The sequence below is a fragment of the Streptococcus sp. 1171_SSPC genome (assembly GCF_001069335.1).
Taxonomy (GTDB): domain Bacteria; phylum Bacillota; class Bacilli; order Lactobacillales; family Streptococcaceae; genus Streptococcus; species Streptococcus xiaochunlingii.
The window spans coordinates 1-22,777 of sequence record NZ_JWAK01000028.1; the positions used below are offsets into that span (position 1 = coordinate 1).

At 42.7% G+C, this 22,777-nt stretch carries 31 protein-coding genes, 1 tRNA gene and 3 rRNA genes; all 35 read right to left on the bottom strand.

Annotated elements, in window-relative coordinates:
• A 5S ribosomal RNA gene (gene rrf / locus ADF75_RS05300) occupies positions 1 to 116 on the bottom strand.
• Positions 117 to 196: 80 nt separating this feature from the next.
• Positions 197 to 3,095, bottom strand: a 23S ribosomal RNA gene (locus ADF75_RS05305).
• A gap of 129 nt (positions 3,096 to 3,224) precedes the next feature.
• Positions 3,225 to 3,297: transfer RNA gene (locus ADF75_RS05310), tRNA-Ala, on the bottom strand.
• A gap of 53 nt (positions 3,298 to 3,350) precedes the next feature.
• A 16S ribosomal RNA gene (locus ADF75_RS05315) occupies positions 3,351 to 4,899 on the bottom strand.
• Together the 16S, 23S and 5S rRNA genes with 1 tRNA gene alongside form the textbook arrangement of a ribosomal RNA operon.
• A 247-nt stretch (positions 4,900 to 5,146) precedes the next feature.
• On the bottom strand, positions 5,147 to 6,448 hold the full coding sequence (locus ADF75_RS05320; protein ID WP_048789413.1) for a gamma-glutamylcysteine synthetase: 1,302 nt from the start codon (positions 6,446 to 6,448) through the stop codon (positions 5,147 to 5,149).
• A 197-nt stretch (positions 6,449 to 6,645) separates the two neighbouring features.
• Positions 6,646 to 7,032, bottom strand: coding sequence for a 50S ribosomal protein L17 (gene rplQ, locus ADF75_RS05325; protein ID WP_006595176.1), 387 nt, complete (start codon positions 7,030 to 7,032; stop codon positions 6,646 to 6,648).
• An 11-nt stretch (positions 7,033 to 7,043) separates the two neighbouring features.
• A complete protein-coding gene (locus ADF75_RS05330; protein WP_006595177.1) occupies positions 7,044 to 7,982 on the bottom strand; it encodes a DNA-directed RNA polymerase subunit alpha in 939 nt (312 codons plus the stop codon).
• A gap of 45 nt (positions 7,983 to 8,027) precedes the next feature.
• The gene (gene rpsK, locus ADF75_RS05335; RefSeq protein WP_001118385.1) at positions 8,028 to 8,411 is read right to left on the bottom strand and encodes a 30S ribosomal protein S11; all 384 of its coding nucleotides are present in this window, start codon (positions 8,409 to 8,411) and stop codon (positions 8,028 to 8,030) included.
• Between the two features lie 26 nt (positions 8,412 to 8,437).
• Positions 8,438 to 8,803, bottom strand: a complete 366-nt coding sequence (gene rpsM, locus ADF75_RS05340) for a 30S ribosomal protein S13 (protein ID WP_003009631.1) — start codon at positions 8,801 to 8,803, stop codon at positions 8,438 to 8,440.
• A 17-nt stretch (positions 8,804 to 8,820) separates the two neighbouring features.
• The gene (gene rpmJ / locus ADF75_RS10260) at positions 8,821 to 8,937 is read right to left on the bottom strand and encodes a 50S ribosomal protein L36 (RefSeq protein WP_001808836.1); all 117 of its coding nucleotides are present in this window, start codon (positions 8,935 to 8,937) and stop codon (positions 8,821 to 8,823) included.
• A gap of 23 nt (positions 8,938 to 8,960) precedes the next feature.
• The gene (gene infA / locus ADF75_RS05345; protein WP_001029883.1) at positions 8,961 to 9,179 is read right to left on the bottom strand and encodes a translation initiation factor IF-1; all 219 of its coding nucleotides are present in this window, start codon (positions 9,177 to 9,179) and stop codon (positions 8,961 to 8,963) included.
• A gap of 116 nt (positions 9,180 to 9,295) precedes the next feature.
• The gene (locus ADF75_RS05350; protein ID WP_006597039.1) at positions 9,296 to 9,934 is read right to left on the bottom strand and encodes an adenylate kinase; all 639 of its coding nucleotides are present in this window, start codon (positions 9,932 to 9,934) and stop codon (positions 9,296 to 9,298) included.
• Between the two features lie 96 nt (positions 9,935 to 10,030).
• A complete protein-coding gene (gene secY / locus ADF75_RS05355; RefSeq protein WP_048690557.1) occupies positions 10,031 to 11,338 on the bottom strand; it encodes a preprotein translocase subunit SecY in 1,308 nt (435 codons plus the stop codon).
• 12 nt (positions 11,339 to 11,350) lie between these two features.
• Positions 11,351 to 11,791, bottom strand: a complete 441-nt coding sequence (gene rplO / locus ADF75_RS05360) for a 50S ribosomal protein L15 (protein WP_006595181.1) — start codon at positions 11,789 to 11,791, stop codon at positions 11,351 to 11,353.
• A 146-nt stretch (positions 11,792 to 11,937) separates the two neighbouring features.
• A complete protein-coding gene (rpmD, locus tag ADF75_RS05365) occupies positions 11,938 to 12,120 on the bottom strand; it encodes a 50S ribosomal protein L30 (RefSeq protein ID WP_048789414.1) in 183 nt (60 codons plus the stop codon).
• A 14-nt stretch (positions 12,121 to 12,134) separates the two neighbouring features.
• The gene (gene rpsE / locus ADF75_RS05370) at positions 12,135 to 12,629 is read right to left on the bottom strand and encodes a 30S ribosomal protein S5 (protein ID WP_006595182.1); all 495 of its coding nucleotides are present in this window, start codon (positions 12,627 to 12,629) and stop codon (positions 12,135 to 12,137) included.
• Between the two features lie 17 nt (positions 12,630 to 12,646).
• Complete coding sequence (gene rplR, locus ADF75_RS05375) at positions 12,647 to 13,003, bottom strand: 50S ribosomal protein L18 (RefSeq protein WP_003010871.1); 357 nt, start codon at positions 13,001 to 13,003, stop codon at positions 12,647 to 12,649.
• A gap of 83 nt (positions 13,004 to 13,086) precedes the next feature.
• Complete coding sequence (gene rplF, locus ADF75_RS05380) at positions 13,087 to 13,623, bottom strand: 50S ribosomal protein L6 (protein ID WP_004269753.1); 537 nt, start codon at positions 13,621 to 13,623, stop codon at positions 13,087 to 13,089.
• A 188-nt stretch (positions 13,624 to 13,811) separates the two neighbouring features.
• Entirely contained in the window at positions 13,812 to 14,210 is a 399-nt protein-coding gene (gene rpsH / locus ADF75_RS05385) for a 30S ribosomal protein S8 (RefSeq protein WP_006595183.1), read from the bottom strand.
• Positions 14,211 to 14,422: 212 nt separating this feature from the next.
• A complete protein-coding gene (locus ADF75_RS05390) occupies positions 14,423 to 14,608 on the bottom strand; it encodes a type Z 30S ribosomal protein S14 (RefSeq protein WP_001085699.1) in 186 nt (61 codons plus the stop codon).
• Between the two features lie 17 nt (positions 14,609 to 14,625).
• A complete protein-coding gene (gene rplE / locus ADF75_RS05395; RefSeq protein WP_006595184.1) occupies positions 14,626 to 15,168 on the bottom strand; it encodes a 50S ribosomal protein L5 in 543 nt (180 codons plus the stop codon).
• Positions 15,169 to 15,191: 23 nt separating this feature from the next.
• On the bottom strand, positions 15,192 to 15,497 hold the full coding sequence (rplX, locus tag ADF75_RS05400; protein ID WP_006595185.1) for a 50S ribosomal protein L24: 306 nt from the start codon (positions 15,495 to 15,497) through the stop codon (positions 15,192 to 15,194).
• Positions 15,498 to 15,574: 77 nt separating this feature from the next.
• Positions 15,575 to 15,943, bottom strand: coding sequence for a 50S ribosomal protein L14 (rplN, locus tag ADF75_RS05405; protein ID WP_002894494.1), 369 nt, complete (start codon positions 15,941 to 15,943; stop codon positions 15,575 to 15,577).
• A 25-nt stretch (positions 15,944 to 15,968) separates the two neighbouring features.
• Positions 15,969 to 16,229, bottom strand: a complete 261-nt coding sequence (rpsQ, locus tag ADF75_RS05410) for a 30S ribosomal protein S17 (RefSeq protein WP_000440801.1) — start codon at positions 16,227 to 16,229, stop codon at positions 15,969 to 15,971.
• Positions 16,230 to 16,252: 23 nt separating this feature from the next.
• The gene (gene rpmC / locus ADF75_RS05415; protein ID WP_003002350.1) at positions 16,253 to 16,459 is read right to left on the bottom strand and encodes a 50S ribosomal protein L29; all 207 of its coding nucleotides are present in this window, start codon (positions 16,457 to 16,459) and stop codon (positions 16,253 to 16,255) included.
• Between the two features lie 9 nt (positions 16,460 to 16,468).
• Positions 16,469 to 16,882 (bottom strand): 50S ribosomal protein L16, encoded by a 414-nt coding sequence (gene rplP, locus ADF75_RS05420; protein WP_023024998.1) that lies wholly within the window; start codon positions 16,880 to 16,882, stop codon positions 16,469 to 16,471.
• A gap of 3 nt (positions 16,883 to 16,885) precedes the next feature.
• The gene (gene rpsC / locus ADF75_RS05425) at positions 16,886 to 17,539 is read right to left on the bottom strand and encodes a 30S ribosomal protein S3 (RefSeq protein WP_006595187.1); all 654 of its coding nucleotides are present in this window, start codon (positions 17,537 to 17,539) and stop codon (positions 16,886 to 16,888) included.
• A gap of 12 nt (positions 17,540 to 17,551) precedes the next feature.
• On the bottom strand, positions 17,552 to 17,896 hold the full coding sequence (gene rplV / locus ADF75_RS05430; protein ID WP_048789415.1) for a 50S ribosomal protein L22: 345 nt from the start codon (positions 17,894 to 17,896) through the stop codon (positions 17,552 to 17,554).
• A gap of 11 nt (positions 17,897 to 17,907) precedes the next feature.
• Positions 17,908 to 18,189, bottom strand: a complete 282-nt coding sequence (gene rpsS / locus ADF75_RS05435; RefSeq protein WP_000533766.1) for a 30S ribosomal protein S19 — start codon at positions 18,187 to 18,189, stop codon at positions 17,908 to 17,910.
• A 102-nt stretch (positions 18,190 to 18,291) separates the two neighbouring features.
• Positions 18,292 to 19,125, bottom strand: a complete 834-nt coding sequence (rplB, locus tag ADF75_RS05440) for a 50S ribosomal protein L2 (protein ID WP_048690562.1) — start codon at positions 19,123 to 19,125, stop codon at positions 18,292 to 18,294.
• A 17-nt stretch (positions 19,126 to 19,142) separates the two neighbouring features.
• The gene (locus ADF75_RS05445; RefSeq protein ID WP_006595190.1) at positions 19,143 to 19,439 is read right to left on the bottom strand and encodes a 50S ribosomal protein L23; all 297 of its coding nucleotides are present in this window, start codon (positions 19,437 to 19,439) and stop codon (positions 19,143 to 19,145) included.
• Complete coding sequence (rplD, locus tag ADF75_RS05450; RefSeq protein ID WP_003009591.1) at positions 19,439 to 20,062, bottom strand: 50S ribosomal protein L4; 624 nt, start codon at positions 20,060 to 20,062, stop codon at positions 19,439 to 19,441. The genes ADF75_RS05445 and rplD overlap by 1 nt, the downstream gene beginning before the upstream one ends.
• 24 nt (positions 20,063 to 20,086) lie before the next feature.
• Positions 20,087 to 20,713, bottom strand: coding sequence for a 50S ribosomal protein L3 (gene rplC, locus ADF75_RS05455; RefSeq protein WP_003010846.1), 627 nt, complete (start codon positions 20,711 to 20,713; stop codon positions 20,087 to 20,089).
• Positions 20,714 to 20,797: 84 nt separating this feature from the next.
• Complete coding sequence (gene rpsJ / locus ADF75_RS05460; protein ID WP_003009585.1) at positions 20,798 to 21,106, bottom strand: 30S ribosomal protein S10; 309 nt, start codon at positions 21,104 to 21,106, stop codon at positions 20,798 to 20,800.
• A 428-nt stretch (positions 21,107 to 21,534) separates the two neighbouring features.
• A complete protein-coding gene (tgt, locus tag ADF75_RS05465) occupies positions 21,535 to 22,677 on the bottom strand; it encodes a tRNA guanosine(34) transglycosylase Tgt (protein ID WP_048789416.1) in 1,143 nt (380 codons plus the stop codon).
• Positions 22,678 to 22,777 lie beyond the last annotated feature (100 nt).

Genomic DNA, 22,777 nt, shown 5'->3' on the forward strand with positions numbered 1-22,777 from the left:
GCTAAGCGACTACCATATCTCACAGGGGGCAACCCCCAACTACTTCCGGCGTTCTAGGGCTTAACTTCTGTGTTCGGCATGGGTACAGGTGTATCTCCTAGGCTATCGTCACTTAACTCTGAATGATGAACATTCAAAATTGAATACCTATATTCTAACAAAAATCTAACCAGCTGTAAATATCCTCAGTTACTTTTTGGATAAGTCCTCGAGCTATTAGTATTAGTCCGCTCCATTGCTCACACAACTTCCACTCCTAACCTATCTACCTGATCTTCTCTCAGGGCTCTTACTAACATATAGTTATGGGAAATCTCATCTTGAGGTGGGTTTCACACTTAGATGCTTTCAGCGTTTATCCCTTCCCTACATAGCTACCCAGCGATGCCTCTGGCGAGACAACTGGTACACCAGCGGTAAGTCCACTCTGGTCCTCTCGTACTAGGAGCAGATCCTCTCAAATTTCCTACGCCCGCGACGGATAGGGACCGAACTGTCTCACGACGTTCTGAACCCAGCTCGCGTGCCGCTTTAATGGGCGAACAGCCCAACCCTTGGGACCGACTACAGCCCCAGGATGCGACGAGCCGACATCGAGGTGCCAAACCTCCCCGTCGATGTGAACTCTTGGGGGAGATAAGCCTGTTATCCCCAGGGTAGCTTTTATCCGTTGAGCGATGGCCCTTCCATACGGAACCACCGGATCACTAAGCCCGACTTTCGTCCCTGCTCGAGTTGTAGCTCTCGCAGTCAAGCTCCCTTATACCTTTACACTCTGCGAATGATTTCCAACCATTCTGAGGGAACCTTTGGGCGCCTCCGTTACCTTTTAGGAGGCGACCGCCCCAGTCAAACTGCCCGTCAGACACTGTCTCCGATAGGGATCACCTATCCGGGTTAGAGTGGCCATAACACAAGGGTAGTATCCCAACATCGCCTCCATCGAAACTGGCGTCCCGATCTCTATGGCTCCTACCTATCCTGTACATGTGGCACAGACACTCAATATCAAACTGCAGTAAAGCTCCATGGGGTCTTTCCGTCCTGTCGCGGGTAACCTGCATCTTCACAGGTACTAAAATTTCACCGAGTCTCTCGTTGAGACAGTGCCCAAATCATTACGCCTTTCGTGCGGGTCGGAACTTACCCGACAAGGAATTTCGCTACCTTAGGACCGTTATAGTTACGGCCGCCGTTTACTGGGGCTTCAATTCATACCTTCGCTTACGCTAAGCACTCCTCTTAACCTTCCAGCACCGGGCAGGCGTCACCCCCTATACATCATCTTACGATTTAGCAGAGAGCTGTGTTTTTGATAAACAGTTGCTTGGGCCTATTCACTGCGGCTGACCGAAGTCAGCACCCCTTCTCCCGAAGTTACGGGGTCATTTTGCCGAGTTCCTTAACGAGAGTTCTCTCGCTCACCTGAGGCTACTCGCCTCGACTACCTGTGTCGGTTTGCGGTACGGGTAGAGTATGTTTAACGCTAGAAGCTTTTCTTGGCAGTGTGACATCACTAACTTCGCTACTAAACTTCGCTCCCCATCACAGCTCAATGTTATAGAACTAAGCATTTAACTCAATTCACACCTCACTGCTTAGACGTGCACTTCCAATCGCACGCTTTAGTTAGCCTACTGCGTCCCTCCATCACTACATACTCTAGTACAGGAATATCAACCTGTTGTCCATCGGATACACCTTTCGGTCTCTCCTTAGGTCCCGACTAACCCAGGGCGGACGAGCCTTCCCCTGGAAACCTTAGTCTTACGGTGGACAGGATTCTCACCTGTCTTTCGCTACTCATACCGGCATTCTCACTTCTATGCGTTCCAGCACTCCTCACGGTATACCTTCTTCACACATAGAACGCTCTCCTACCATACCATTAAAGGTATCCACAGCTTCGGTAAATTGTTTTAGCCCCGGTACATTTTCGGCGCAGGGTCACTCGACTAGTGAGCTATTACGCACTCTTTGAATGAATAGCTGCTTCTAAGCTAACATCCTAGTTGTCTGTGCAACCCCACATCCTTTTCCACTTAACAATTATTTTGGGACCTTAGCTGGTGGTCTGGGCTGTTTCCCTTTCGACTACGGATCTTAGCACTCGCAGTCTGACTGCCGACCATAATTCATTGGCATTCGGAGTTTATCTGAGATTGGTAATCCGGGATGGACCCCTCACCCAAACAGTGCTCTACCTCCAAGAATCTTAATGTCGACGCTAGCCCTAAAGCTATTTCGGAGAGAACCAGCTATCTCCAAGTTCGTTTGGAATTTCTCCGCTACCCACAAGTCATCCAAGCACTTTTCAACGTGCCCTGGTTCGGTCCTCCAGTGCGTTTTACCGCACCTTCAACCTGCTCATGGGTAGGTCACATGGTTTCGGGTCTACGACATAATACTAAGACGCCCTATTCAGACTCGGTTTCCCTACGGCTCCGTCTCTTCAACTTAACCTCGCATCATATCGTAACTCGCCGGTTCATTCTACAAAAGGCACGCTCTCACCCATTAACGGGCTCGAACTTGTTGTAGGCACACGGTTTCAGGTTCTATTTCACTCCCCTCCCGGGGTGCTTTTCACCTTTCCCTCACGGTACTGGTTCACTATCGGTCACTAGGGAGTATTTAGGGTTGGGAGATGGTCCTCCCAGATTCCGACGAGATTCCACGTGTCTCGCCGTACTCAGGATACTGCTAGGTATAAAGACTATTTTAAATACGAGGCTATTACTCTCTTTGGCCTACCTTCCCAGGTAGTTCTTCTATAATCTTTAAGTCCACATTGCAGTCCTACAACCCCGAAGAGTAAACTCTTCGGTTTGCCCTCCTGCCGTTTCGCTCGCCGCTACTAAGGCAATCGCTTTTGCTTTCTCTTCCTGCAGCTACTTAGATGTTTCAGTTCACTGCGTCTTCCTCCTCATATCCTTAACAGATATGGGTAACAGGTATCACCTGCTGGGTTCCCCCATTCGGACATCCCCGGATCTAAGCTTACTTACAGCTCCCCGAGGCATTTCGTCGTTTGTCACGTCCTTCTTCGGCTCCTAGTGCCAAGGCATCCACCGTGCGCCCTTATTAACTTAACCTTATTAACCTAATTTCTTAAAAAATTAGAAAACTCATTAAATATTCACAGCGTTTTCGGTTTATTTTCTTGTTACTATTTGATATAGATATTCAATTTTCAATGTTCATCCTTGGTGATCTCTCACCAATGGAGCCTAGCGGGATCGAACCGCTGACCTCCTGCGTGCAAAGCAGGCGCTCTCCCAGCTGAGCTAAGGCCCCACAAGACCTCTCAAAACTAAACAAGACGAACGTGCAGGTTTCCTTATCCTTAGAAAGGAGGTGATCCAGCCGCACCTTCCGATACGGCTACCTTGTTACGACTTCACCCCAATCATCTATCCCACCTTAGGCGGCTGGCTCCTAAAAGGTTACCTCACCGACTTCGGGTGTTACAAACTCTCGTGGTGTGACGGGCGGTGTGTACAAGGCCCGGGAACGTATTCACCGCGGCGTGCTGATCCGCGATTACTAGCGATTCCGACTTCATGTAGGCGAGTTGCAGCCTACAATCCGAACTGAGACTGGCTTTAAGAGATTAGCTTGCCGTCACCGACTTGCGACTCGTTGTACCAGCCATTGTAGCACGTGTGTAGCCCAGGTCATAAGGGGCATGATGATTTGACGTCATCCCCACCTTCCTCCGGTTTATTACCGGCAGTCTCGCTAGAGTGCCCAACTGAATGATGGCAACTAACAATAGGGGTTGCGCTCGTTGCGGGACTTAACCCAACATCTCACGACACGAGCTGACGACAACCATGCACCACCTGTCACCTCTGTCCCGAAGGAAAGCTCTATCTCTAGAGCGGTCAGAGGGATGTCAAGACCTGGTAAGGTTCTTCGCGTTGCTTCGAATTAAACCACATGCTCCACCGCTTGTGCGGGCCCCCGTCAATTCCTTTGAGTTTCAACCTTGCGGTCGTACTCCCCAGGCGGAGTGCTTAATGCGTTAGCTGCGGCACTGAGTCCCGGAAAGGACCCAACACCTAGCACTCATCGTTTACGGCGTGGACTACCAGGGTATCTAATCCTGTTTGCTCCCCACGCTTTCGAGCCTCAGCGTCAGTTACAAGCCAGAGAGCCGCTTTCGCCACCGGTGTTCCTCCATATATCTACGCATTTCACCGCTACACATGGAATTCCACTCTCCCCTCTTGCACTCAAGTTAAACAGTTTCCAAAGCGTACTATGGTTAAGCCACAGCCTTTAACTTCAGACTTATCTAACCGCCTGCGCTCGCTTTACGCCCAATAAATCCGGATAACGCTCGGGACCTACGTATTACCGCGGCTGCTGGCACGTAGTTAGCCGTCCCTTTCTGGTAAGATACCGTCACAGTGTGAACTTTCCACTCTCACACTCGTTCTTCTCTTACAACAGAGCTTTACGATCCGAAAACCTTCTTCACTCACGCGGCGTTGCTCGGTCAGACTTCCGTCCATTGCCGAAGATTCCCTACTGCTGCCTCCCGTAGGAGTCTGGGCCGTGTCTCAGTCCCAGTGTGGCCGATCACCCTCTCAGGTCGGCTATGTATCGTCGCCTTGGTGAGCCGTTACCTCACCAACTAGCTAATACAACGCAGGTCCATCTGGTAGTGATGCAATTGCACCTTTCAAGCAGATATCATGCAACATCTACTGTTATGCGGTATTAGCTATCGTTTCCAATAGTTATCCCCCGCTACCAGGCAGGTTACCTACGCGTTACTCACCCGTTCGCAACTCATCCGGAAAGAGCAAGCTCCTTCCTTCAGCGTTCTACTTGCATGTATTAGGCACGCCGCCAGCGTTCATCCTGAGCCAGGATCAAACTCTCATTAAAATAATTGTTTGTCTTAAACTCATTCTGTCACTGACAGATTTATTGTTTTTTTCATTGTTCAGTACTATAACCTTAGTTATAGTGCCCTGCACATTGGTTCGTCTTGTTCAGTTTTCAAAGGTCTTTGTCGCTCTCGCGCGACAACTATATTAGTATATCACGACCATATGACCTTGTCAATATCTTTTTTCTATTTTTTTAAATTTTTTATTGTTTTTTTAATTTGAAAAAAGGAAATGCTGTTAAATCAGCACTTCCCAAGTTCTTTTATGATTTCTTCGAGATAAACCTCTTCTCGGTTTCCTCGATCAATCAATCCTCTTTTTGAGATTTTTAACAGATCTAGCGAATATTGTTTAATTTTCACTAATTCACTTTCAGTTAACTGTTTTTTCGAATATTGCCTTCTTAATTCTTTCGGATTATCTTTATTAAAATCAAAAATGATATTTTGAGCTAAATACTCGTCTAATTCTTTGATATTGTGATGCAATCCAACATGAAATGCAATTGGTGCAAATGTTTTATTTAATGGTTGCGTACAAACACTTCTATATTCGATGGTTCCTCTTGTTGTTAAATCTTGAAAATGGTAGCTTCTATGATTCTTCAGGTCCTCTTCCTGCGGTTTTATTTCTTGTCTAGTTCCATCTAAGCGATAGGCTACTATTTTTTCTTTTGCGAGATAATCTTCTACTCTAATAGGTTCTAAATATAAGATTTCATCCTCACGATAAACATAAAACAAGGCAGTCTTCGCTAAATATTCTAGAAAGTCATGTTCATTTATAAACGCCTTAGGATTTACACCAACATTTTCCTGATAAAAGCCATGCATGGAATCTTCCCAGAAAATATCTCTTGAGATCTTCGTATCCCAGTCTTCTCCAGCGAAAATGGAATTAGCAAACAGATATGCTTTTGCTGGCTCCACCTTATTCATTGCATTAATTATTTCCAAATAATTCGTTCTTGAAACATCCAATTGTACTTGATTGCCGCAAATAAAGGTTCCATAGTCTGGATAATGATGGAATCGATGGTTAGGATCTTGTCCAGACAGTTGCAAGAATTGAATCAGCATTTTATAACGATCAATTTTTACAGGTTGATTATCATTTATTCTCCAATAAGGATGGATGCCTTTTCCTTCTATTTGATGCTTTCTCTCTCTTAAGAATGGTTGAATGATTCCTAAATAGTGTTGAAACCGGCTTTCGACTTCTTGGATGGTTTTAGTCTTTTCAAAAGCAAATTCAATGGTATTGTAAGATAACTCAAATACAATTTGATCTTTGTTTATTTTATGCTGTAACTGGACTGGGTTCCCATCTTCATCTTCTTTAATCGCAATAAACTCTTCAACTTCTTGCAGATGCTTAAAAAGAGCCTTTGTAACCAGTACATCCGTTTTATTCCCCATTGTATTTACGATTGGAAATTCGAGTTCAACCCCAATGTACTGCTCTGGATTATCTTTCAGCGAGGCGAGGTAACGCTTTGCCAATAATTGCTGGGCGAATGCTTGTGATTTTTCTTTTACTGTCATAACTCTTCTATTATATCAAAAAAACGCCTGCTTACGAAATTGTTTTAAATTAAAGCAATTTCGTAAACAAGCGTCTACCATTTACCTCAATATGATGAGTGTTACCGCTAGGATAAATCCTAGCGGCAGACCAGAGCTAGACTAAGAAGAACTATTCAGTCCTTCCAACATCATAACACTCAACAAAATTGATGATTTTATACTAATTCGATAATTGCCATTGGCGCAGCATCCCCACGGCGTGGTTCAGTTTTAAGGATACGAGTATATCCACCATTGCGCTCAGCATAACGTGGTGCAAGTTCAGAGAACAATTTTTGAAGTGCAGTTGTTTCTGAATATTTACCAGTTTCTTCATCAAAGTTTTGTGATGCAACTTCGTTACGTACGTAAGCAGCTGCTTGACGACGTGCATGCAAGTCACCACGTTTACCTAAAGTAATCATTTTTTCAACTGATTTACGGATTTCTTTTGCACGTGCTTCAGTTGTTACGATTGCTTCATTGATGATAAGATCTGTAGTCAAATCACGAAGCATTGCTTTACGTTGTGAGCTAGTGCGTCCTAGTTTACGGTAAGCCATGTATTCCTCCTCTATTTATCGTTTTTTAGCCCAAGGCCTAAATCGGCAAGCTTAACTTTAACTTCTTCGAGACTCTTACGTCCAAGGTTACGAACCTTCATCATTTCAGGTTCAGATTTTTCTGTCAAATCATACACAGTATTGATACCGGCACGTTTCAAACAGTTATATGAACGAACAGAAAGATCCAATTCTTCGATGGTACGTTCTAGTACTCGATCATCTGATGCTGTATCTACTTCCTTCATAACATCTGTCGCAATTGCGATTTCTGTTAAGTTCGTAAAGAGGTTAAGGTGTTCTGTCAAAATACGAGCAGATAAACCTAAAGCATCTTCTGGAATAATTGTTCCATTTGTTAAGATTTCAAGGGTTAGTTTGTCAAAACCATCGTTGCTACCAACGCGAGCTGGTTCAACTTGGTAATTAACTTTTGTCACTGGCGTATAGATTGAATCTACAGCAAGTGTACCTACTGGTGCATCATCTTTTTTATTTTGATCAGCTGGAACATAACCACGACCGCTGTTTACAGTCAAAGTCGCTTTGAAGCTTGATCCTTCACCGATTGTGAAAAGATAATGATCAGGGTTTACAATTTCAATATCACTATCTGTAAGAATATCTCCAGCAGTCACTTCTGCAGGACCTTCTACATCAAGTTCAATAATCTTTTCGTCTTGGACGTAAGATTTTACAGCGATCCCTTTAACGTTAAGAATGATTTGCATAACGTCTTCACGGACACCTGGAACTGTATCAAATTCGTGCAATACACCTTCAATGTTAATTGAAGTAACAGCAGCACCTGGAAGTGAAGCTAATAATACGCGACGAAGAGAGTTCCCTAGTGTTGTACCATAACCACGTTCAAGTGGTTCTACTACAAATACACCGTAATCTTTATTTTCATCAATTTTTGTTATATTTGGTTTTTCAAACTCAATCATTTGCTATACTCCCTCTGAAACGAAAAGCTGTGTAATTGTTGATGATTATACACGGCGACGTTTTGGAGGACGAGCACCATTGTGTGGCACAGGAGTCACATCGCGGATTGCAGTAACTTCAAGACCAGCAGCAGCAAGAGCACGAATAGCAGACTCACGACCAGAACCAGGACCTTTAACAGTAACTTCTACTGATTTAAGACCATGTTCTTGAGCTGATTTTGCAGCAGCTTCTGAAGCCATTTGTGCAGCAAATGGTGTAGATTTACGAGAACCTTTGAAACCAAGAGCACCTGCAGATGACCATGCAATTGCGTTACCATGCACATCAGTAATCATAACAATTGTGTTATTAAATGTTGCGTGAATATGAGCAATACCTGATTCGATATTCTTTTTCACACGACGTTTACGTGTTGGTTTAGCCAAGATTTTTACCTCCTTATTTTATTTTCTTATTTTTTCTTACCAGCAATCGCAACAGCTTTACCTTTACGAGTGCGAGCATTGTTTTTAGTGTTTTGTCCACGAACAGGAAGTCCACGACGGTGACGGATACCACGGTATGAACCGATTTCCATCAAACGTTTAATGTTCAAGTTCACTTCACGACGAAGGTCACCTTCTACTTTAATTGCGTCAACTTCACGACGGATAGCATCTTCTTGATCTGGTGTAAGGTCGCGAACACGAATATCTTCAGAAACGCCTGCAGCAGCAAGAATTTTCTTAGATGTTGGAAGTCCGATACCGTATACATAAGTCAATGAAATTACTACACGTTTGTCATTTGGAATGTCAACTCCAGCAATACGAGCCATGTTTTCTCCTTTCTATCTTATCCTTGACGTTGTTTGTGTTTTGGATTTGCTGGGCAAATTACCATAACACGACCATTACGACGAATTACTTTACAGTATTCGCAAATTGGTTTGACCGATGGTCTTACTTTCATTTTTATCCCTCCAAGTTTTTCGATTATTTAAAGCGGTATGTGATACGTCCACGTGTCAAATCGTACGGACTCATCTCCACTGTAACACGATCTCCCGCTAAAATACGAATATAGTTTTTACGAATTTTACCAGAAACTGTTGCTAAAATCTGATGTCCATTTTCAAGTTCAACCGTAAACATAGCATTCGGCATCGTATCGACTACTTTGCCTTCTACTTCAATCACATCGTCTTTTGCCACGCAAAAGTACCTCCATAAATTTCGATTCATTCCTCTGAGCACAGAGGTAACAATTATAAGTCAGACTAATTCATTGTATCACTTGTTATCAATTATTGCAAGTGACTAAAACGTTTTTATTTCAAATTCTCCAAGACTTTTTGGATATCTTTAAAGACGTCGTTAATGTCTTGATTTCCTTCGATATCATGGACTAACCCTTTTGCACGATAATGAGCAAGAATCGGCTCACCTTGAGCAATATTCACATCCAAGCGACGTTTAACCGTTTCTGGCTTATCGTCCTCACGTTGGTAATAGTCTTCTTCCTTGTAATCAGCTGGTGGATTGAATACCTTATGGTAGGTTTCACCTGTTTCACGGTGAATGATACGTCCACTCAAGCGTTCAAGAAGGCAAGATGGATCTACTTCGATGTTGATCACTCCCTCAAGTTCAAGACCAAGGTCGACCAAGATTTGATCCAAAGCATGTGCTTGTTCAATCGTGCGAGGGAAACCATCTAAGAGGAATCCTTTTTCTTTAATATCGTCTTGAGCCAAACGTTCTTTTACAATCCCGTTTGTCACATCATCTGGCACCAATTCACCTTTATCGATGAATGATTTTGCCAACACACCCATTTCGGTTTGATTAGCCATTGCAGCACGGAACATATCCCCAGTTGAGATATGTGCAACTTGAAATTGTTCTACAATCTTAGCCGCTTGTGTCCCCTTACCTGCTCCAGGCAATCCCATGATTAATAGATTCATAATCATTTGCTCCTTATTTTGTTTTTAAATAAGTCTGTTACGATCTAACAAACTTATTCAAAAACAAAATAGAAGGTTGACAATGTCAACCTAATTCTATTCTGTTGTATCCATGAAACCAATGTATTTGCGTTTCAATAAGTAACCTTCTAATTGTTTCATTCCTTCAATACCAGTTGAGATGATAATCAAGAGACTAGTTCCTCCAAGAGCAACTGTATCTGTCAAACCAAAGACATCCCGAGCAAGGATTGGAATAATGGTGATGAATCCAAGGAAGAGAGAACCAACCGTAGCCAACCGTCTAAGAAGACGTGACATGTAGTCTTCCGTTCCCTTACCCGGACGTACACCTGGAATGTAGGCACCACTCTTTTGTAGATTTTCCGCAGTTTTTTCTGGGTTAATCTGTACAAATGTGTAGAAGAAAGTAAACAAGATGATTAGCAAAGCATACATTGCTACACCTGTTGGTGTATTGGTCGCTAACATAGATTGTGCTGTTCGAACCCATCCAGCATTGTAACCCATGGCACTAATGACCTGGAAAATTGCTGCCGGTGCAGCTGTGATCGAACTAGCAAAGATGACAGGAATAACTCCAGCTGGGTTCACCTTCAATGGAAGATATGAGCTAGATGGTGCTCCTTGTGCAATTTTTGTGTATTGAATTGGAATTTTATACTGTGCTTGTTCCACAAAGGTTGTGAAGTAAACAATCACTAATACCGCTAAGATTAACACACCTATGAAAATTAGTGAATTAGTCAATTGTCCATGACGAACGTTAACAAATGAATCTTCGTAAACACCTTTGATCATCTCTGGAATTGAAGAAACAATCCCCGCAAAGATAATCATAGAAACACCATTCCCGTATCCTTTATCGGAAATTTGTTCTCCAAGCCAAGTGACAATCATTGAACCCGTCGTTAAAATCGCACCAATCAAGATGTAGGTTTCAACGTTCGGTGTGGATACCAATTTAGCTTGTGACAAAGTATGGAAAGTAGCTGTAATTCCAATGGATTGAACGAAAGCTAGAACCAAGGCAATATAGCGTGTTGCCTGATTCAACTTTCTCCGCCCAACTTCTCCTTGTTTCCCCCACTCAACAAATTTCGGAAGCAAATCCATTTGAAGGAGCTGAACTACGATGGAAGCCGTGATGTAAGGACTCACCCCGAGGGCGAAGACAGAGAAGTTTCTCATGGCATTCCCTGACACCAAGCTCATCATATTCAAGAAGGAAACATCTTGTAAGTTGTTAAGGATTTTCGCATTCACACCAGGAACCGTGATCGTGGTCCCGATTCGGAAGACAAGTATGATAAAAATAGTAAATAAAATTTTTGATCTTACTTGTTTAACCTTAAATGCATCTTTTAATAATTTAAAGAACATAGGTCACCCCTCTTAGATGACTTCTACTGAACCACCTTTAGCAGTGATAGCTTCTTCAGCTGATTTAGAGAATTTAGCTGCCTTAACAGACAATTTCTTAGTCAATTCTCCGTTACCAAGAATTTTAATTCCTGATTTTTCAGCTTTTACAATACCTGCTTCCACAAGTACTACTGGTGTTACTTCAGCACCATCTTCGAAGACGTTCAACTGATCAAGGTTCACAATAGCATATTCTTTAGCATTGATGTTTGTAAATCCACGTTTTGGAAGACGACGGAACAATGGAGTTTGTCCACCTTCAAAACCAAGACGTACACCGCCACCGCTACGAGCTTTTTGACCTTTTTGACCACGGCCAGAAGTTTTACCATTACCAGATGAAGTACCACGACCAACACGGTTGCGGACTTTACGTGAACCTGCAGCAGGTTGTAATTCATGAAGTTTCATTATTATTTTCTCCTCTTTTGTAAATTGCTAACGCTTGTAATCAGGAAAAGGTGTCCCGACTACAAACTCGCCTATACTTATATTTAGTTTTAGGGGATGAGAAATTTCTCATACCCCTGAAAACCTTGTTTCTTTTTTTTAATAGATTATTTTACTTCTTCAAGTGTTACCAAGTGAGATACTGCAGTGATCATACCACGTACTGCTGGGTTATCTTCTTTAATAACAGAGCTGTTCAATTTGCCAAGTCCAAGTGCTACAACAGTTTTACGTTGTGACGGGATGCGTCCGATTGGAGACTTAGTCAAAGTAATTTTAATTTGAGCCATTTGAATCTCCTTTCTTAAGCCAAGTCAGAAACTGAAATACCACGAAGGGCAGCAACTTCTTCAGCGCGTTTCAATTGAGCTAAACCTTCCACTGTTGCACGAACAATGTTGATTGGAGTGTTTGATCCAAGTGATTTAGATGTTACATCTGCAATACCTGCCAATTCAACAACGGCACGAACTGCACCACCTGCAGCAACCCCAGCCCCTTCGATAGCTGGTTTCAACAATACACGAGCTCCACCAAATACTGATGTTACTTCATGAGGAATTGTTGTTCCAACCATAGGAACTTCAATCAAGTTTTTCTTAGCATCTTCTACTGCTTTACGGATTGCTTCTGGTACTTCTTGAGCTTTACCTGTACCAAAACCAACACGTCCGTTACGGTCACCAACAACTACAAGAGCTGCAAAGCGAAGACGACGTCCACCTTTAACAACTTTTGTAACACGGTTGATGGCAACTACACGTTCTTCAAGTTCAACTGCATTGTCTTTAAATGCCATTTTCTAGTGTCCTCCTATTAGAATTTCAATCCGTTTTCACGAGCTGCATCAGCCAAAGCTTTAACACGTCCGTGATATAGATATCCACCGCGGTCGAACACCACTTCAGAAATACCTTTAGCAACTGCACGTTCAGCAACAAGTTTGCCGACAACAACGGCTTGTTCAGTTTTAGTTCCTTTTGAAACTTCTTTGTCAAGAGTTGAAGCGCTTGCGAGCGTTACACCCGCTACGTCATCAATTACTTGAGCGTAGATGCCTGTATTAGAACGGAATACGTTCAAACGTGGGCGATCAGCAGTTCCAGAGAGTTTTCCGCGAACGCGACGGTGGCGTTTTTGACGGATTTTATTTTTATCTGGTTTCGAAATCACAATTTTCACCTCTTAATTTTAAAATCATGTGCTAAGCACTGAGTTGGTAAGATGAAGATTGGTTGAAAAACAACCAAACTACATTATTTACCTGTTTTACCTTCTTTACGGCGAACGAATTCACCAACATAACGGATCCCTTTACCTTTGTAAGGTTCTGGTGAACGAAGGCTACGTACGTAAGCAGCTGTTTGACCAACTACTTCTTTTGAAATTCCGCTAACAACGATTGTTGTTGGGTTTGGAAGTTCAAAAGTAATTCCTTCTGGAGCTTCAACTTCGTCTGGATGTGATTTACCAACAGCCAAAACAAGTTTTGATCCTTGAAGTTGTGCACGGTAACCAACCCCGCGCATTTCAAGTTCTTTCTTGAATCCTTCTGAGACACCAATTACCATGTTGTTCAAAAGGGCACGAGTAGTTCCGTGGATAGTTTTCATTTCTTTTGAATCGTTTGGACGGTGAAGGGTTACTTCAGTACCTTCCACACGGATTTCAATATCTTTTGAGAACTCACGAGTAAGTTCTCCTTTAGGTCCTTTTACAGTTACAACGTTGTCATTGTTAGTGAGTTCAACACCAGCAGGCAACACGATAACTTTATTACCAATACGTGACATGTTTTTATTCTCCTGTTAAATTGTCAGGCCTTTGAAGGCCAGTTTTCACGGGGTTTAAATCATTTTGATTTAAAAGTTAATGTTTAGTTCTCAATTTCTAAGTGAATCGAGGCATCGTCTCGCAGACATAACTTTGGGTTAGGCAAGAGACGATAACGAAGAGTCACAACGAAATTGGGAGCTAAATATTACCAAACGTAAGCGATAACTTCCCCACCAACGTTCTTTTGGCGTGCTTCTTTATCAGTAAGCAAACCTTCAGAAGTTGAAAGGATAGCAATTCCAAGTCCATTAAGAACTTTTGGAAGATCTTCACGTTTTTTGTAAACACGCAAACCTGGTTTAGAAACACGTTTCAAGTTTGTGATAACTTTTTCACCGTTTGCTCCGTATTTCAAGAACACGCGGATGATACCTTGTTTGTCATCTTCGATTACTTCAACGTTTTTTACAAAACCTTCGCGTTTAAGGATTTCAGCAATCCCTTTTTTGATGTTTGATGCAGGTACTTCAAGTACTTCGTGTTTTGCTTGGTTAGCGTTACGAATACGAGTTAGGAAGTCTGCGATTGGGTCAGTCATAACCATTTTATATTTCTCCTCTTACTAGTAGTTTGAATGTTTCACTTGCTAGTTAATGATTGAGCTAGGCTCAGAAAGTTTTGATACATACAAATGAGGATTTCTCATTTGAACACGAGCTACAACCTGGGCAAAAAAGATAGATTTGTCTTGGAGCATCGCTCCTGCATCAAATCTTCTATTTTTGCTGAGGTTGTCACGCTCTTTGTATCATGCTATTACCAAGATGCTTTAGTGACACCAGGGATTTGTCCTTTGTATGCCAATTCACGGAAGCAAACACGGCAAAGTTTAAACTTGCGGTAAACTGAGTGTGGACGTCCACAACGTTCACAGCGAGTGTATGCTTGAGTAGAGAACTTCGCTGGGCGTTTGTTCTTAGCAATCATAGATTTTTTAGCCATTAGTTTTACCTCCTATATTATTTTGCAAACGGCATACCAAGGCCAGTAAGCAATGCACGTGATTCTTCGTCTGTGTTCGCAGTAGTTACGATTACGATATCCAAACCACGAGTTTTATCAACATCATCAAAGTTGATTTCTGGGAAGATCAATTGTTCTTTCACACCAAGTGTGTAGTTTCCGCGTCCGTCAAATGATTTTGTTGGAACACCATGGAAGTCACGAACACGTGGAAGTGAAACTGAAACCAATTTGTCCAAGAATTCGTACATACGTTCGCCACGAAGAGTTACTTTCGCACCGATCGCTACACCTTCACGAAGACGGAAGCCGGCGATTGATTTTTTAGCTTTTGTGATAAGTGGTTTTTGACCTGAGATCAATGCCAATTCTTCAGCAGCTTTCTCAAGGTTTTTAGCGTTAGAAACAGCATCTCCAACACCCATGTTCAAAACGATCTTATCAACTTTTGGCACTGCCATAACTGATGAGTAGTTAAATTGTTCAGTCAAAGCTGGAACTACTTCATTAAGGTATTTTTCTTTTAAACGATTAGCCATTATACTTCTCCTTTCCTTCGTGATTAGTCAAGCACTTCGCCTGATTTTTTGTTATAACGAACTTTTTTGCCGTCTACGAATTTGTAGCCAACACGTCCTGCAACACCGTTCTTGTCTAAAACTTGAACGTTTGATACATGGATTGGAGCTTCTTTTTCGATGATAGCACCTTGAGGGTTTTCGTTATTTGGACGTTGGTGTTTTTTAACAAGGTTTACACCTTCAACAACAACTTTATTTACTTTTGGAAGAGCAGCAACGACTTTAGCTTCAACACCTTTGTCTTTACCAGCAATTACACGAACTTTGTCGCCAGTTTTTACAAACATTTTATTCTCCTTTTATTCTTACGCCCGATGGGCACCCTGGCCAATGAGCCAGGGGACTGTGTTTGTGATTTTTAAAATTAAAGTACTTCTGGAGCAAGTGATACGATCTTCATGAAACCACCGTCACGCAATTCGCGAGCGACTGGGCCAAAGATACGAGTTCCGCGAGGAGTTTTGTCTTCACGGATGATCACTGCAGCATTTTCGTCGAATTTGATGTATGAACCATCTTTACGACGAGCACCTGATTTAGTACGAACGATAACAGCTTTTACAACGTCACCTTTTTTAACCGCACCACCAGGAGTAGCTTGTTTTACAGATGCCACAATAACATCACCGATGTTTGCAAATTTACGTCCTGAACCACCAAGAACTTTGATAGTCAAGATTTCGCGAGCACCGCTGTTGTCTGCGACTTTCAAACGAGTTTCTGTTTGAATCATTTCAGTTTTCTCCTTTCAGGTTTGATTAGATGATAACCGCTTCTTCAACAACTTCTACAAGACGGAAGCGTTTTGTAGCTGAAAGCGGACGAGTTTCCATGATACGAACGATATCGCCTTCTTTGGCAACGTTGTTTTCATCATGTGCTTTGTATTTTTTAGAATAGTTGATACGTTTACCATAGACTGGGTGGTTACGTTTAGTTTCAACTACAACTGTGATTGTTTTGTCCATTTTGTCAGACACAACGCGTCCAACAAGAACTTTACGATTATTGCGTTCCATTGAAATTCTCCTTCCCTAGTCTATTATTTAGCTTCTGATTGAACAGTTTTGATACGAGCGATTTGTTTTTTCACTTCTTTCAAACGTCCAGTTTGCTCCAATTGACCTGCAGCAGCTTGGAAACGAAGTTCAAACAATTCTTTTTTCAATTCATTTTCACGCTTCGCGAGTTCTTCTTGAGAAAGACCACGAAGTTCTTTAACAAATTCTTTTACTTCTGTAAGTTTCATGACCTCTCCTTATTTTGCTTCACGTTTTACGAATTTACATTTAACTGGCAATTTGTGGCTTGCAAGACGAAGCGCTTCGCGAGCGATCTCTTCAGATACACCAGCAACTTCAAACATTACTTTACCACGTTTAACTGGTGCTACCCAACCTTCAGGTGCCCCTTTACCAGATCCCATACGTACCCCGATAGCTTTAGCGGTGTATGATTTGTGTGGGAAGATCTTGATCCAAACCTTACCACCACGTTTCATGTAACGAGTCATGGCAATACGAGCAGCTTCGATTTGGCGGTTAGTAATCCAGTGGCTAGTTGTAGCCTGAAGACCGTATTCACCGAATGATACTTCTTTTCCACCTTTTGCTTCACCGCGCATTTTACCACGGAATTCGCGACGGTGTTTTACACGTTTAGGTACTAACATTGGTTATTTACCTCCTTTAGCGTCTTTACGAGCTGGAAGAACTTCACCACGGTAGATCCATACTTTAACACCAAGTTTACCGTAAGTTGTATCTGCTTCTTCCCAAGCGTAATCGATGTCTGCGCGAAGTGTGTGGAGTGGAACTGTACCTTCAGAGTATCCTTCAGCACGAGCAATATCTGCACCGTTCAAACGACCTGATACTTGAGTTTTGATTCCTTTAGCTCCAGCGCGCATAGTACGTTGGATCGCTTGTTTTTGAGCACGACGGAAAGCCACACGTTGCTCCAATTGACGAGCAATTCCTTCACCAACAAGGTGAGCATCCAAGTCAGGACGTTTGATCTCGATGATGTTGATGTGAACTTGTTTACCTGTCAATTTGTTAAGAGCTGCACGAAGTGCATCGACGTTTGCTCCACCTTTACCGATAACCATACCTGGTTTAGCAGTGTGAAGAGAAACGTTAACTTTGTTTACTGCGCGTTCGATTTCAATAGTAGAAACCGCTGCGTCAGCTAATTCTTTTTGAATAAATTTGCGGATTGCAAGATCTTCATGAAGGTAATCCGCGTATTCTTTTTCAGCATACCATTTGGCATCCCAATCACGGATGATGCCGACACGCATTCCAATTGGATGTACTTTTTGACCCACGATGTTACCTCCTTATTTTTCTGTCACAACCACTGTGATGTGGCTTGTGCGTTTGTTGATTGGTGAAGCTGAACCTTTCGCACGTGGACGGAAACGTTTCATCGTTGGTCCTTCGTTTGCGAATGCTTCAGATACTACCAAGTTTGCTTTTTCCAAACCAAAGTTGTTTTCAGCGTTTGCTACTGCTGAATCCAACACTTTCAAGATGATTTCAGCTGCTTTGTTTGGAGTGAATTTCAAGATTGCTACTGCATCGGCTACGCTTTTACCACGGATGTTGTCAAGAACAAGACGTGATTTACGAGGTGAAACACGCACTGTACGAGCCATTGCTTTAGCTGAAGTAATTTCTGCCATTTATGTTCTCCTTATTTTCTACGTGTCTTCTTGTCATCTGCAGCGTGACCTTTGTAAGTACGAGTTGGTGCAAATTCACCAAGCTTGTGACCTACCATGTCTTCTTGGATGTAAACAGGTACGTGTTTACGTCCATCATAAACTGCGATAGTGTAACCAATGAAACTTGGGAAGATCGTTGAACGACGTGACCAAGTTTTGATAACTTTTTTCTTTTCGTCGTTAGCTTGAGCTTCAACTTTTTTCATCAAATGCTCATCGACGAAAGGTCCTTTTTTAAGACTGCGTCCCATTTTATTTTTTTCTCCTTTAAATATAGTACCACAGCGGCTTGCGCTCACAAGGAGCGCTACCGAGCTGGCGGATCATCTAGCGCTTAAGCGACTAGTTCTAAATTATTTCTCGTTGCGACGACGAACGATAAGTTTGTCAGATTTCGCTTTCTTGTTACGAGTTTTAAGACCAAGAGCAGGTTTGCCCCATGGAGTAGATGGTGCTTTACGACCAACTGGTGCTTTACCTTCACCACCACCGTGTGGGTGATCATTCGGGTTCATTACAGAACCACGAACTGTTGGACGGATACCTTTCCAACGGCTACGACCAGCTTTACCAAGGTTTACAAGTCCATGTTGTTCGTTTCCGACAACACCAACTGTAGCACGGCAAGTACCAAGGATCATACGAACTTCGCCTGATTGAAGACGAACAAGTACGTATTTACCTTCAGCACCCAATACTTGAGCAGAAGCTCCAGCAGCACGTACCAATTCTCCACCACGACCTGGTTTCAATTCGATGTTGTGGATCAAAGTACCAACTGGGATGTTAGCAAGTGGAAGAGCGTTTCCGACTTTGATATCTGCTTCTGGACCTGAAACGATGCGTTGACCAACTTCAAGACCTTTTGGAGCGATGATGTATGCTTTCACACCGTCAGTGTAGTGTACCAAAGCGATGTTTGCAGAACGGTTTGGATCGTACTCAATTGTTTTTACAACTGCTTCAACGTTATCTTTGTTACGTTTGAAGTCAATCAAACGGTAATGACGTTTGTGTCCACCACCTTGGTGACGAACTGTGATACGTCCGTTGTTGTTACGACCTGCTTTGCTCTTCAATGAAACGAGCAAAGATTTCTCTGGTGTGCTTGTTGTGATTTCAGCGAAATCCAAAGAAGTCATATTACGGCGACCGTTTGTTGTTGGTTTATAAACACGAATTCCCACGATATTTCCTCCTTAGATTATTCAGCTTCAGTAGCGAACAACTCGATTGCTTTTGAATCAGCTGTAAGCGTGATGATAGCTTTTTTAGTTTTTGAAGTAAAACCAGTGTAACGCCCAACACGTTTAGCTTTTGGTTTTACGTTTACAGTGTTCACATTCGCAACTTTTACACCTTCAAAGGCAGCTTCAACAGCTTGTTTGATCAAAAGTTTGTGAGCGCGAGTGTCAACTTCGAATACATATTTGCCTGCTTCAAGTTGAGCCATTGACTTTTCAGTGATAACAGGTTTTTTGATAACATCATACAAATTCATTATGCAAGAACCTCCTCGATTTTAGAGATAGCTGCTTGAGTAACAAGAAGTTTGTCACTATTTGCGATGTCAAGAACACTTGCAGTTGTAGCAGTCGCAACTTTCACGTTTGGAAGGTTACGAGCTGAAAGAGCTGCGAATTCGTTTCCTTCTTCAAGAATAACAAGGACTTTAGAATCGATGCTCAAAGCTGCAAGAACTTTTGCAAATTCAGCAGTTTTTGGAGCTGTAAATTCAAGAGAATCAACGGCTACAAATTTGTTTTCAGCAACTTTTTCTGAGTAAACAGATTTAAGCGCAAGGCGACGAACTTTTTGAGGAAGTTTGTACGCATAGCTACGTGGAGTTGGTCCGAAGACGATTCCACCACCACGCCATTGTGGAGAGCGGATAGAACCTTGACGAGCACGTCCAGTTCCTTTTTGACGCCATGGTTTGCGTCCGCCACCTGAAACGGCTGAGCGGTTTTTAACTGCGTGAGTCCCTTGACGAAGGCTAGCACGTTGGCTGATGATCACATCAAATACAACTGCTTGGTTTGGTTCGATACCAAAGATCGCATCGTTAAGAACAACTTCGCCCGCTTGTTTACCAGTTTGGTCGAATAATGTTACATTTGCCATTTTGACTGTATTCCCCTTTCCTTATTATTTACCAGCTTTAACTGCTGACTTGATAGTGATAAGAGATTTCTTAGCACCTGGTACGTTACCTTTAATAAGGATAACGTTCTTTTCTGGAACAACTTGTACAACTTCAAGGTTTTGAATCGTTACACGATCGCCACCCATGCGTCCTGCAAGGTTTTTACCTTTGAATACGCGGTTAGGTGCAACAGGTCCCATAGAACCTGGACGACGGTGGTAACGAGAACCGTGAGCCATAGGTCCACGTGATTGTCCGTGGCGTTTGATAACACCTTGGAAACCTTTACCTTTAGAAGTACCAGTTACATCAACAATGTCTCCAGCTTCGAAAGTATCAACTGTGATTTCAGCACCAACTTCCAAGCCTTCAACGTTTTTGAATTCACGAATGAAGCGCTTAGGAGCCGTGTTAGCTTTTGCTACATGTCCTTTAGCAGGTTTGTTGCTCAATACTTCGCGTTTGTCATCGAAACCAACTTGGATAGCGTTGTAACCATCTGTTTCAACAGTTTTAACTTGAAGAACAACGTTTGGAGTTGCTTCGATAACTGTTACAGGGATCAATTCGCCAGCTTCAGTGAAGATTTGAGTCATTCCCACTTTTTTCCCTAAGATTCCTTTTGTCATGAGAAAATAGTTCCTTTTCTATAGTTTTTTTATTCAAAAAGTTTTTAACGAGCGTTTTTTATGCTCAAGGTATCAAGCTTTAGATTAAAGTTTGATTTCTACGTTTACACCGCTTGGAAGATCCAATTTCATCAAAGCATCAACTGTTTTTTGAGTTGGGTTGATGATATCGATCAAACGTTTGTGTGTACGCATTTCGAATTGTTCGCGAGAATCTTTGTATTTGTGAGTCGCACGAATGATTGTGTAGAGGCTACGCTCAGTTGGAAGTGGGATTGGACCCGCAACTTGTGCACCTGTACGAGTAGCTGATTCTACGATTTTTGCAGCCGCTGTATCAAGTGTACGGTGTTCGTACGCTTTCAAACGGATGCGGATTTTTTTGTTTGCCATCTTTTTCTCCTTTTCGTCTATTTAAGATAATAGGCTAGCTCCACAAGAAAACCGACGCGCGTTGCGTGGCAATGCAACCGAGCGTGTCGCAACCTCTTGCATCAAAGCTAATAGCTGTTTTTCACAGCACCATAGTAGTTTAACACAATGAAAGCCCCAATGCAAGGGATTTGAGTAGTTTTTTTCGTTTTTTTTGATGAAAGTGTTTTCGAAAGAAATAAAGTGCTAAAAAAGTTGCTATTATATAGAAAAAAGGGAGCGAGACAGAACAAATTTATTTCCAAATTTGTTCGTCGTCTCGCCCCCGCAGATTAGGTTATCTTGGGAGCTTAACAAGTGAACAAAGATACCAATCAACCACTGCGTCTCGCAGTTATTCCTATTATTCTCAGATGGCTGTAATCTTTGTTCTTTCTATTTAGCTCTTCCTAGAAATTCCGCCCTGATTTGTTATAGCCATATTTTTCGACAAAATGCTCACGAAATTCTAAAAGATTGTCATCCATGATGGCTTGACGGACCTGCTTCATGAGGTTAATCAAGAAGTATAGGTTGTGGTAGCTGGTCAAGCGAATGCCGAAGGTCTCATCTGCCTTGAGGAGGTGGCGAAGATAAGCACGGGTGTAATTCTTACAAGTGTAGCAATCACACTCGTGGTCTAGTGGCGTAAAGTCTTCTGCAAATTGCGCATTTTTCACCACCAGACGTCCTTGACTAGTCATACAGGTGCCATTTCGCGCAATCCGCGTCGGCAAGACACAGTCAAACATGTCCACTCCACGAATAACGCCATCGATCAGACTGTCTGGAGCTCCTACTCCCATGAGATAGCGAGGCTTGTTCTCTGGTAAGAGAGGGGTTGTGAAATCCAGCACGGCATTCATCTCTTCATGGCTTTCTCCAACAGCTAATCCACCGAGAGAATAGCCTGGGAAGTCCATGCTAACGAGATCACGCGCAGACTGACGGCGCAAGTCTTCAAATCCAGCCCCTTGGACAATCCCGAAAAGACCTTGATCATGAGGGCGACGATGAGCCTTAAGGCCACGTTCTGCCCAACGACTGGTCCGTTCGATTGATTTCTTCACATAATCATAGGGTTGATAGAACTGAGGACATTCGTCAAAGGACATCATGATATCGCTCCCTAGATTGTTTTGGATCGAGATGGCCTTTTCTGGGGAGAGGAACATCTTCGAACCATTGAGGTGATTTTTAAAGGTTACCCCTTCTTCGGTGATATTGCGGGTATCCGCTAGTGAATAGACCTGGAAGCCTCCACTATCTGTTAAAATGGGCTGGTCCCAGTTCATGAACTGGTGCAGTCCTCCTGCTTTTGCGACCAAGTCGTCCCCCGGACGAAGCCAGAGATGGTAGGTGTTGGCCAAAATAATTCCGGACTCCATTTCCTTGAGTTCTTCTGGCGATTGAGTCTTAACGGTTGCCTGAGTCCCTACAGGCATAAACATTGGGGTTGGGAAGGTCCCGTGGGGGGTGATAATTTCTCCCAGACGAGCTCCTGTATGCTTTTCTTTTTTGATTAATCGATATTGAATCGGTGAATCTGTCATGGTTACCTCCGTACTGGGAAAAACAGTCCCAGCCTTCTTATTCCTGTCACAGGATCTCCTGTGAGCACCTGTACGATTGTACCAAATTTTACCAGCTCTG

Excerpts from the sequence above, each read along its gene's own strand:
- rpmD (WP_048789414.1), bottom strand. The coding sequence starts at position 12,120 with ATGGCTCAAATTAAAATTACTTTGACTAAGTCTCCAATCGGACGCATC.
- ADF75_RS05350 (WP_006597039.1), bottom strand. The coding sequence starts at position 9,934 with ATGAATCTATTAATCATGGGATTGCCTGGAGCAGGTAAGGGGACACAA.
- rplC (WP_003010846.1), bottom strand. The coding sequence starts at position 20,713 with ATGACAAAAGGAATCTTAGGGAAAAAAGTGGGAATGACTCAAATCTTC.
- rpmJ (WP_001808836.1), bottom strand. The coding sequence starts at position 8,937 with ATGAAAGTAAGACCATCGGTCAAACCAATTTGCGAATACTGTAAAGTA.
- rpsS (WP_000533766.1), bottom strand. The coding sequence starts at position 18,189 with ATGGGACGCAGTCTTAAAAAAGGACCTTTCGTCGATGAGCATTTGATG.
- ADF75_RS05330 (WP_006595177.1), bottom strand. The coding sequence starts at position 7,982 with ATGATTGAGTTTGAAAAACCAAATATAACAAAAATTGATGAAAATAAA.
- rplQ (WP_006595176.1), bottom strand. The coding sequence starts at position 7,032 with ATGGCTTACCGTAAACTAGGACGCACTAGCTCACAACGTAAAGCAATG.
- rplP (WP_023024998.1), bottom strand. The coding sequence starts at position 16,882 with ATGTTAGTACCTAAACGTGTAAAACACCGTCGCGAATTCCGTGGTAAA.
- rplN (WP_002894494.1), bottom strand. The coding sequence starts at position 15,943 with ATGATTCAAACAGAAACTCGTTTGAAAGTCGCAGACAACAGCGGTGCT.
- rplE (WP_006595184.1), bottom strand. The coding sequence starts at position 15,168 with ATGGCTAATCGTTTAAAAGAAAAATACCTTAATGAAGTAGTTCCAGCT.
- ADF75_RS05320 (WP_048789413.1), bottom strand. The coding sequence starts at position 6,448 with ATGACAGTAAAAGAAAAATCACAAGCATTCGCCCAGCAATTATTGGCA.
- tgt (WP_048789416.1), bottom strand. The coding sequence starts at position 22,677 with ATGACAGATTCACCGATTCAATATCGATTAATCAAAAAAGAAAAGCAT.
- rplD (WP_003009591.1), bottom strand. The coding sequence starts at position 20,062 with ATGGCAAATGTAACATTATTCGACCAAACTGGTAAACAAGCGGGCGAA.
- rplV (WP_048789415.1), bottom strand. The coding sequence starts at position 17,896 with ATGGCAGAAATTACTTCAGCTAAAGCAATGGCTCGTACAGTGCGTGTT.
- rpsM (WP_003009631.1), bottom strand. The coding sequence starts at position 8,803 with ATGGCTCGTATTGCTGGAGTTGACATTCCAAATGACAAACGTGTAGTA.
- rpsE (WP_006595182.1), bottom strand. The coding sequence starts at position 12,629 with ATGGCATTTAAAGACAATGCAGTTGAACTTGAAGAACGTGTAGTTGCC.
- rpsQ (WP_000440801.1), bottom strand. The coding sequence starts at position 16,229 with ATGGAACGCAATAATCGTAAAGTTCTTGTTGGACGCGTTGTGTCTGAC.
- ADF75_RS05390 (WP_001085699.1), bottom strand. The coding sequence starts at position 14,608 with ATGGCTAAAAAATCTATGATTGCTAAGAACAAACGCCCAGCGAAGTTC.
- rpmC (WP_003002350.1), bottom strand. The coding sequence starts at position 16,459 with ATGAAACTTACAGAAGTAAAAGAATTTGTTAAAGAACTTCGTGGTCTT.
- rplO (WP_006595181.1), bottom strand. The coding sequence starts at position 11,791 with ATGAAACTTCATGAATTACAACCTGCTGCAGGTTCACGTAAAGTCCGC.
- rpsH (WP_006595183.1), bottom strand. The coding sequence starts at position 14,210 with ATGGTTATGACTGACCCAATCGCAGACTTCCTAACTCGTATTCGTAAC.
- secY (WP_048690557.1), bottom strand. The coding sequence starts at position 11,338 with ATGTTCTTTAAATTATTAAAAGATGCATTTAAGGTTAAACAAGTAAGA.
- ADF75_RS05445 (WP_006595190.1), bottom strand. The coding sequence starts at position 19,439 with ATGAATTTGTATGATGTTATCAAAAAACCTGTTATCACTGAAAAGTCA.
- rplF (WP_004269753.1), bottom strand. The coding sequence starts at position 13,623 with ATGTCACGTATTGGTAATAAAGTTATCGTGTTGCCTGCTGGTGTTGAA.
- rpsJ (WP_003009585.1), bottom strand. The coding sequence starts at position 21,106 with ATGGCAAACAAAAAAATCCGCATCCGTTTGAAAGCGTACGAACACCGT.
- rplX (WP_006595185.1), bottom strand. The coding sequence starts at position 15,497 with ATGTTTGTAAAAACTGGCGACAAAGTTCGTGTAATTGCTGGTAAAGAC.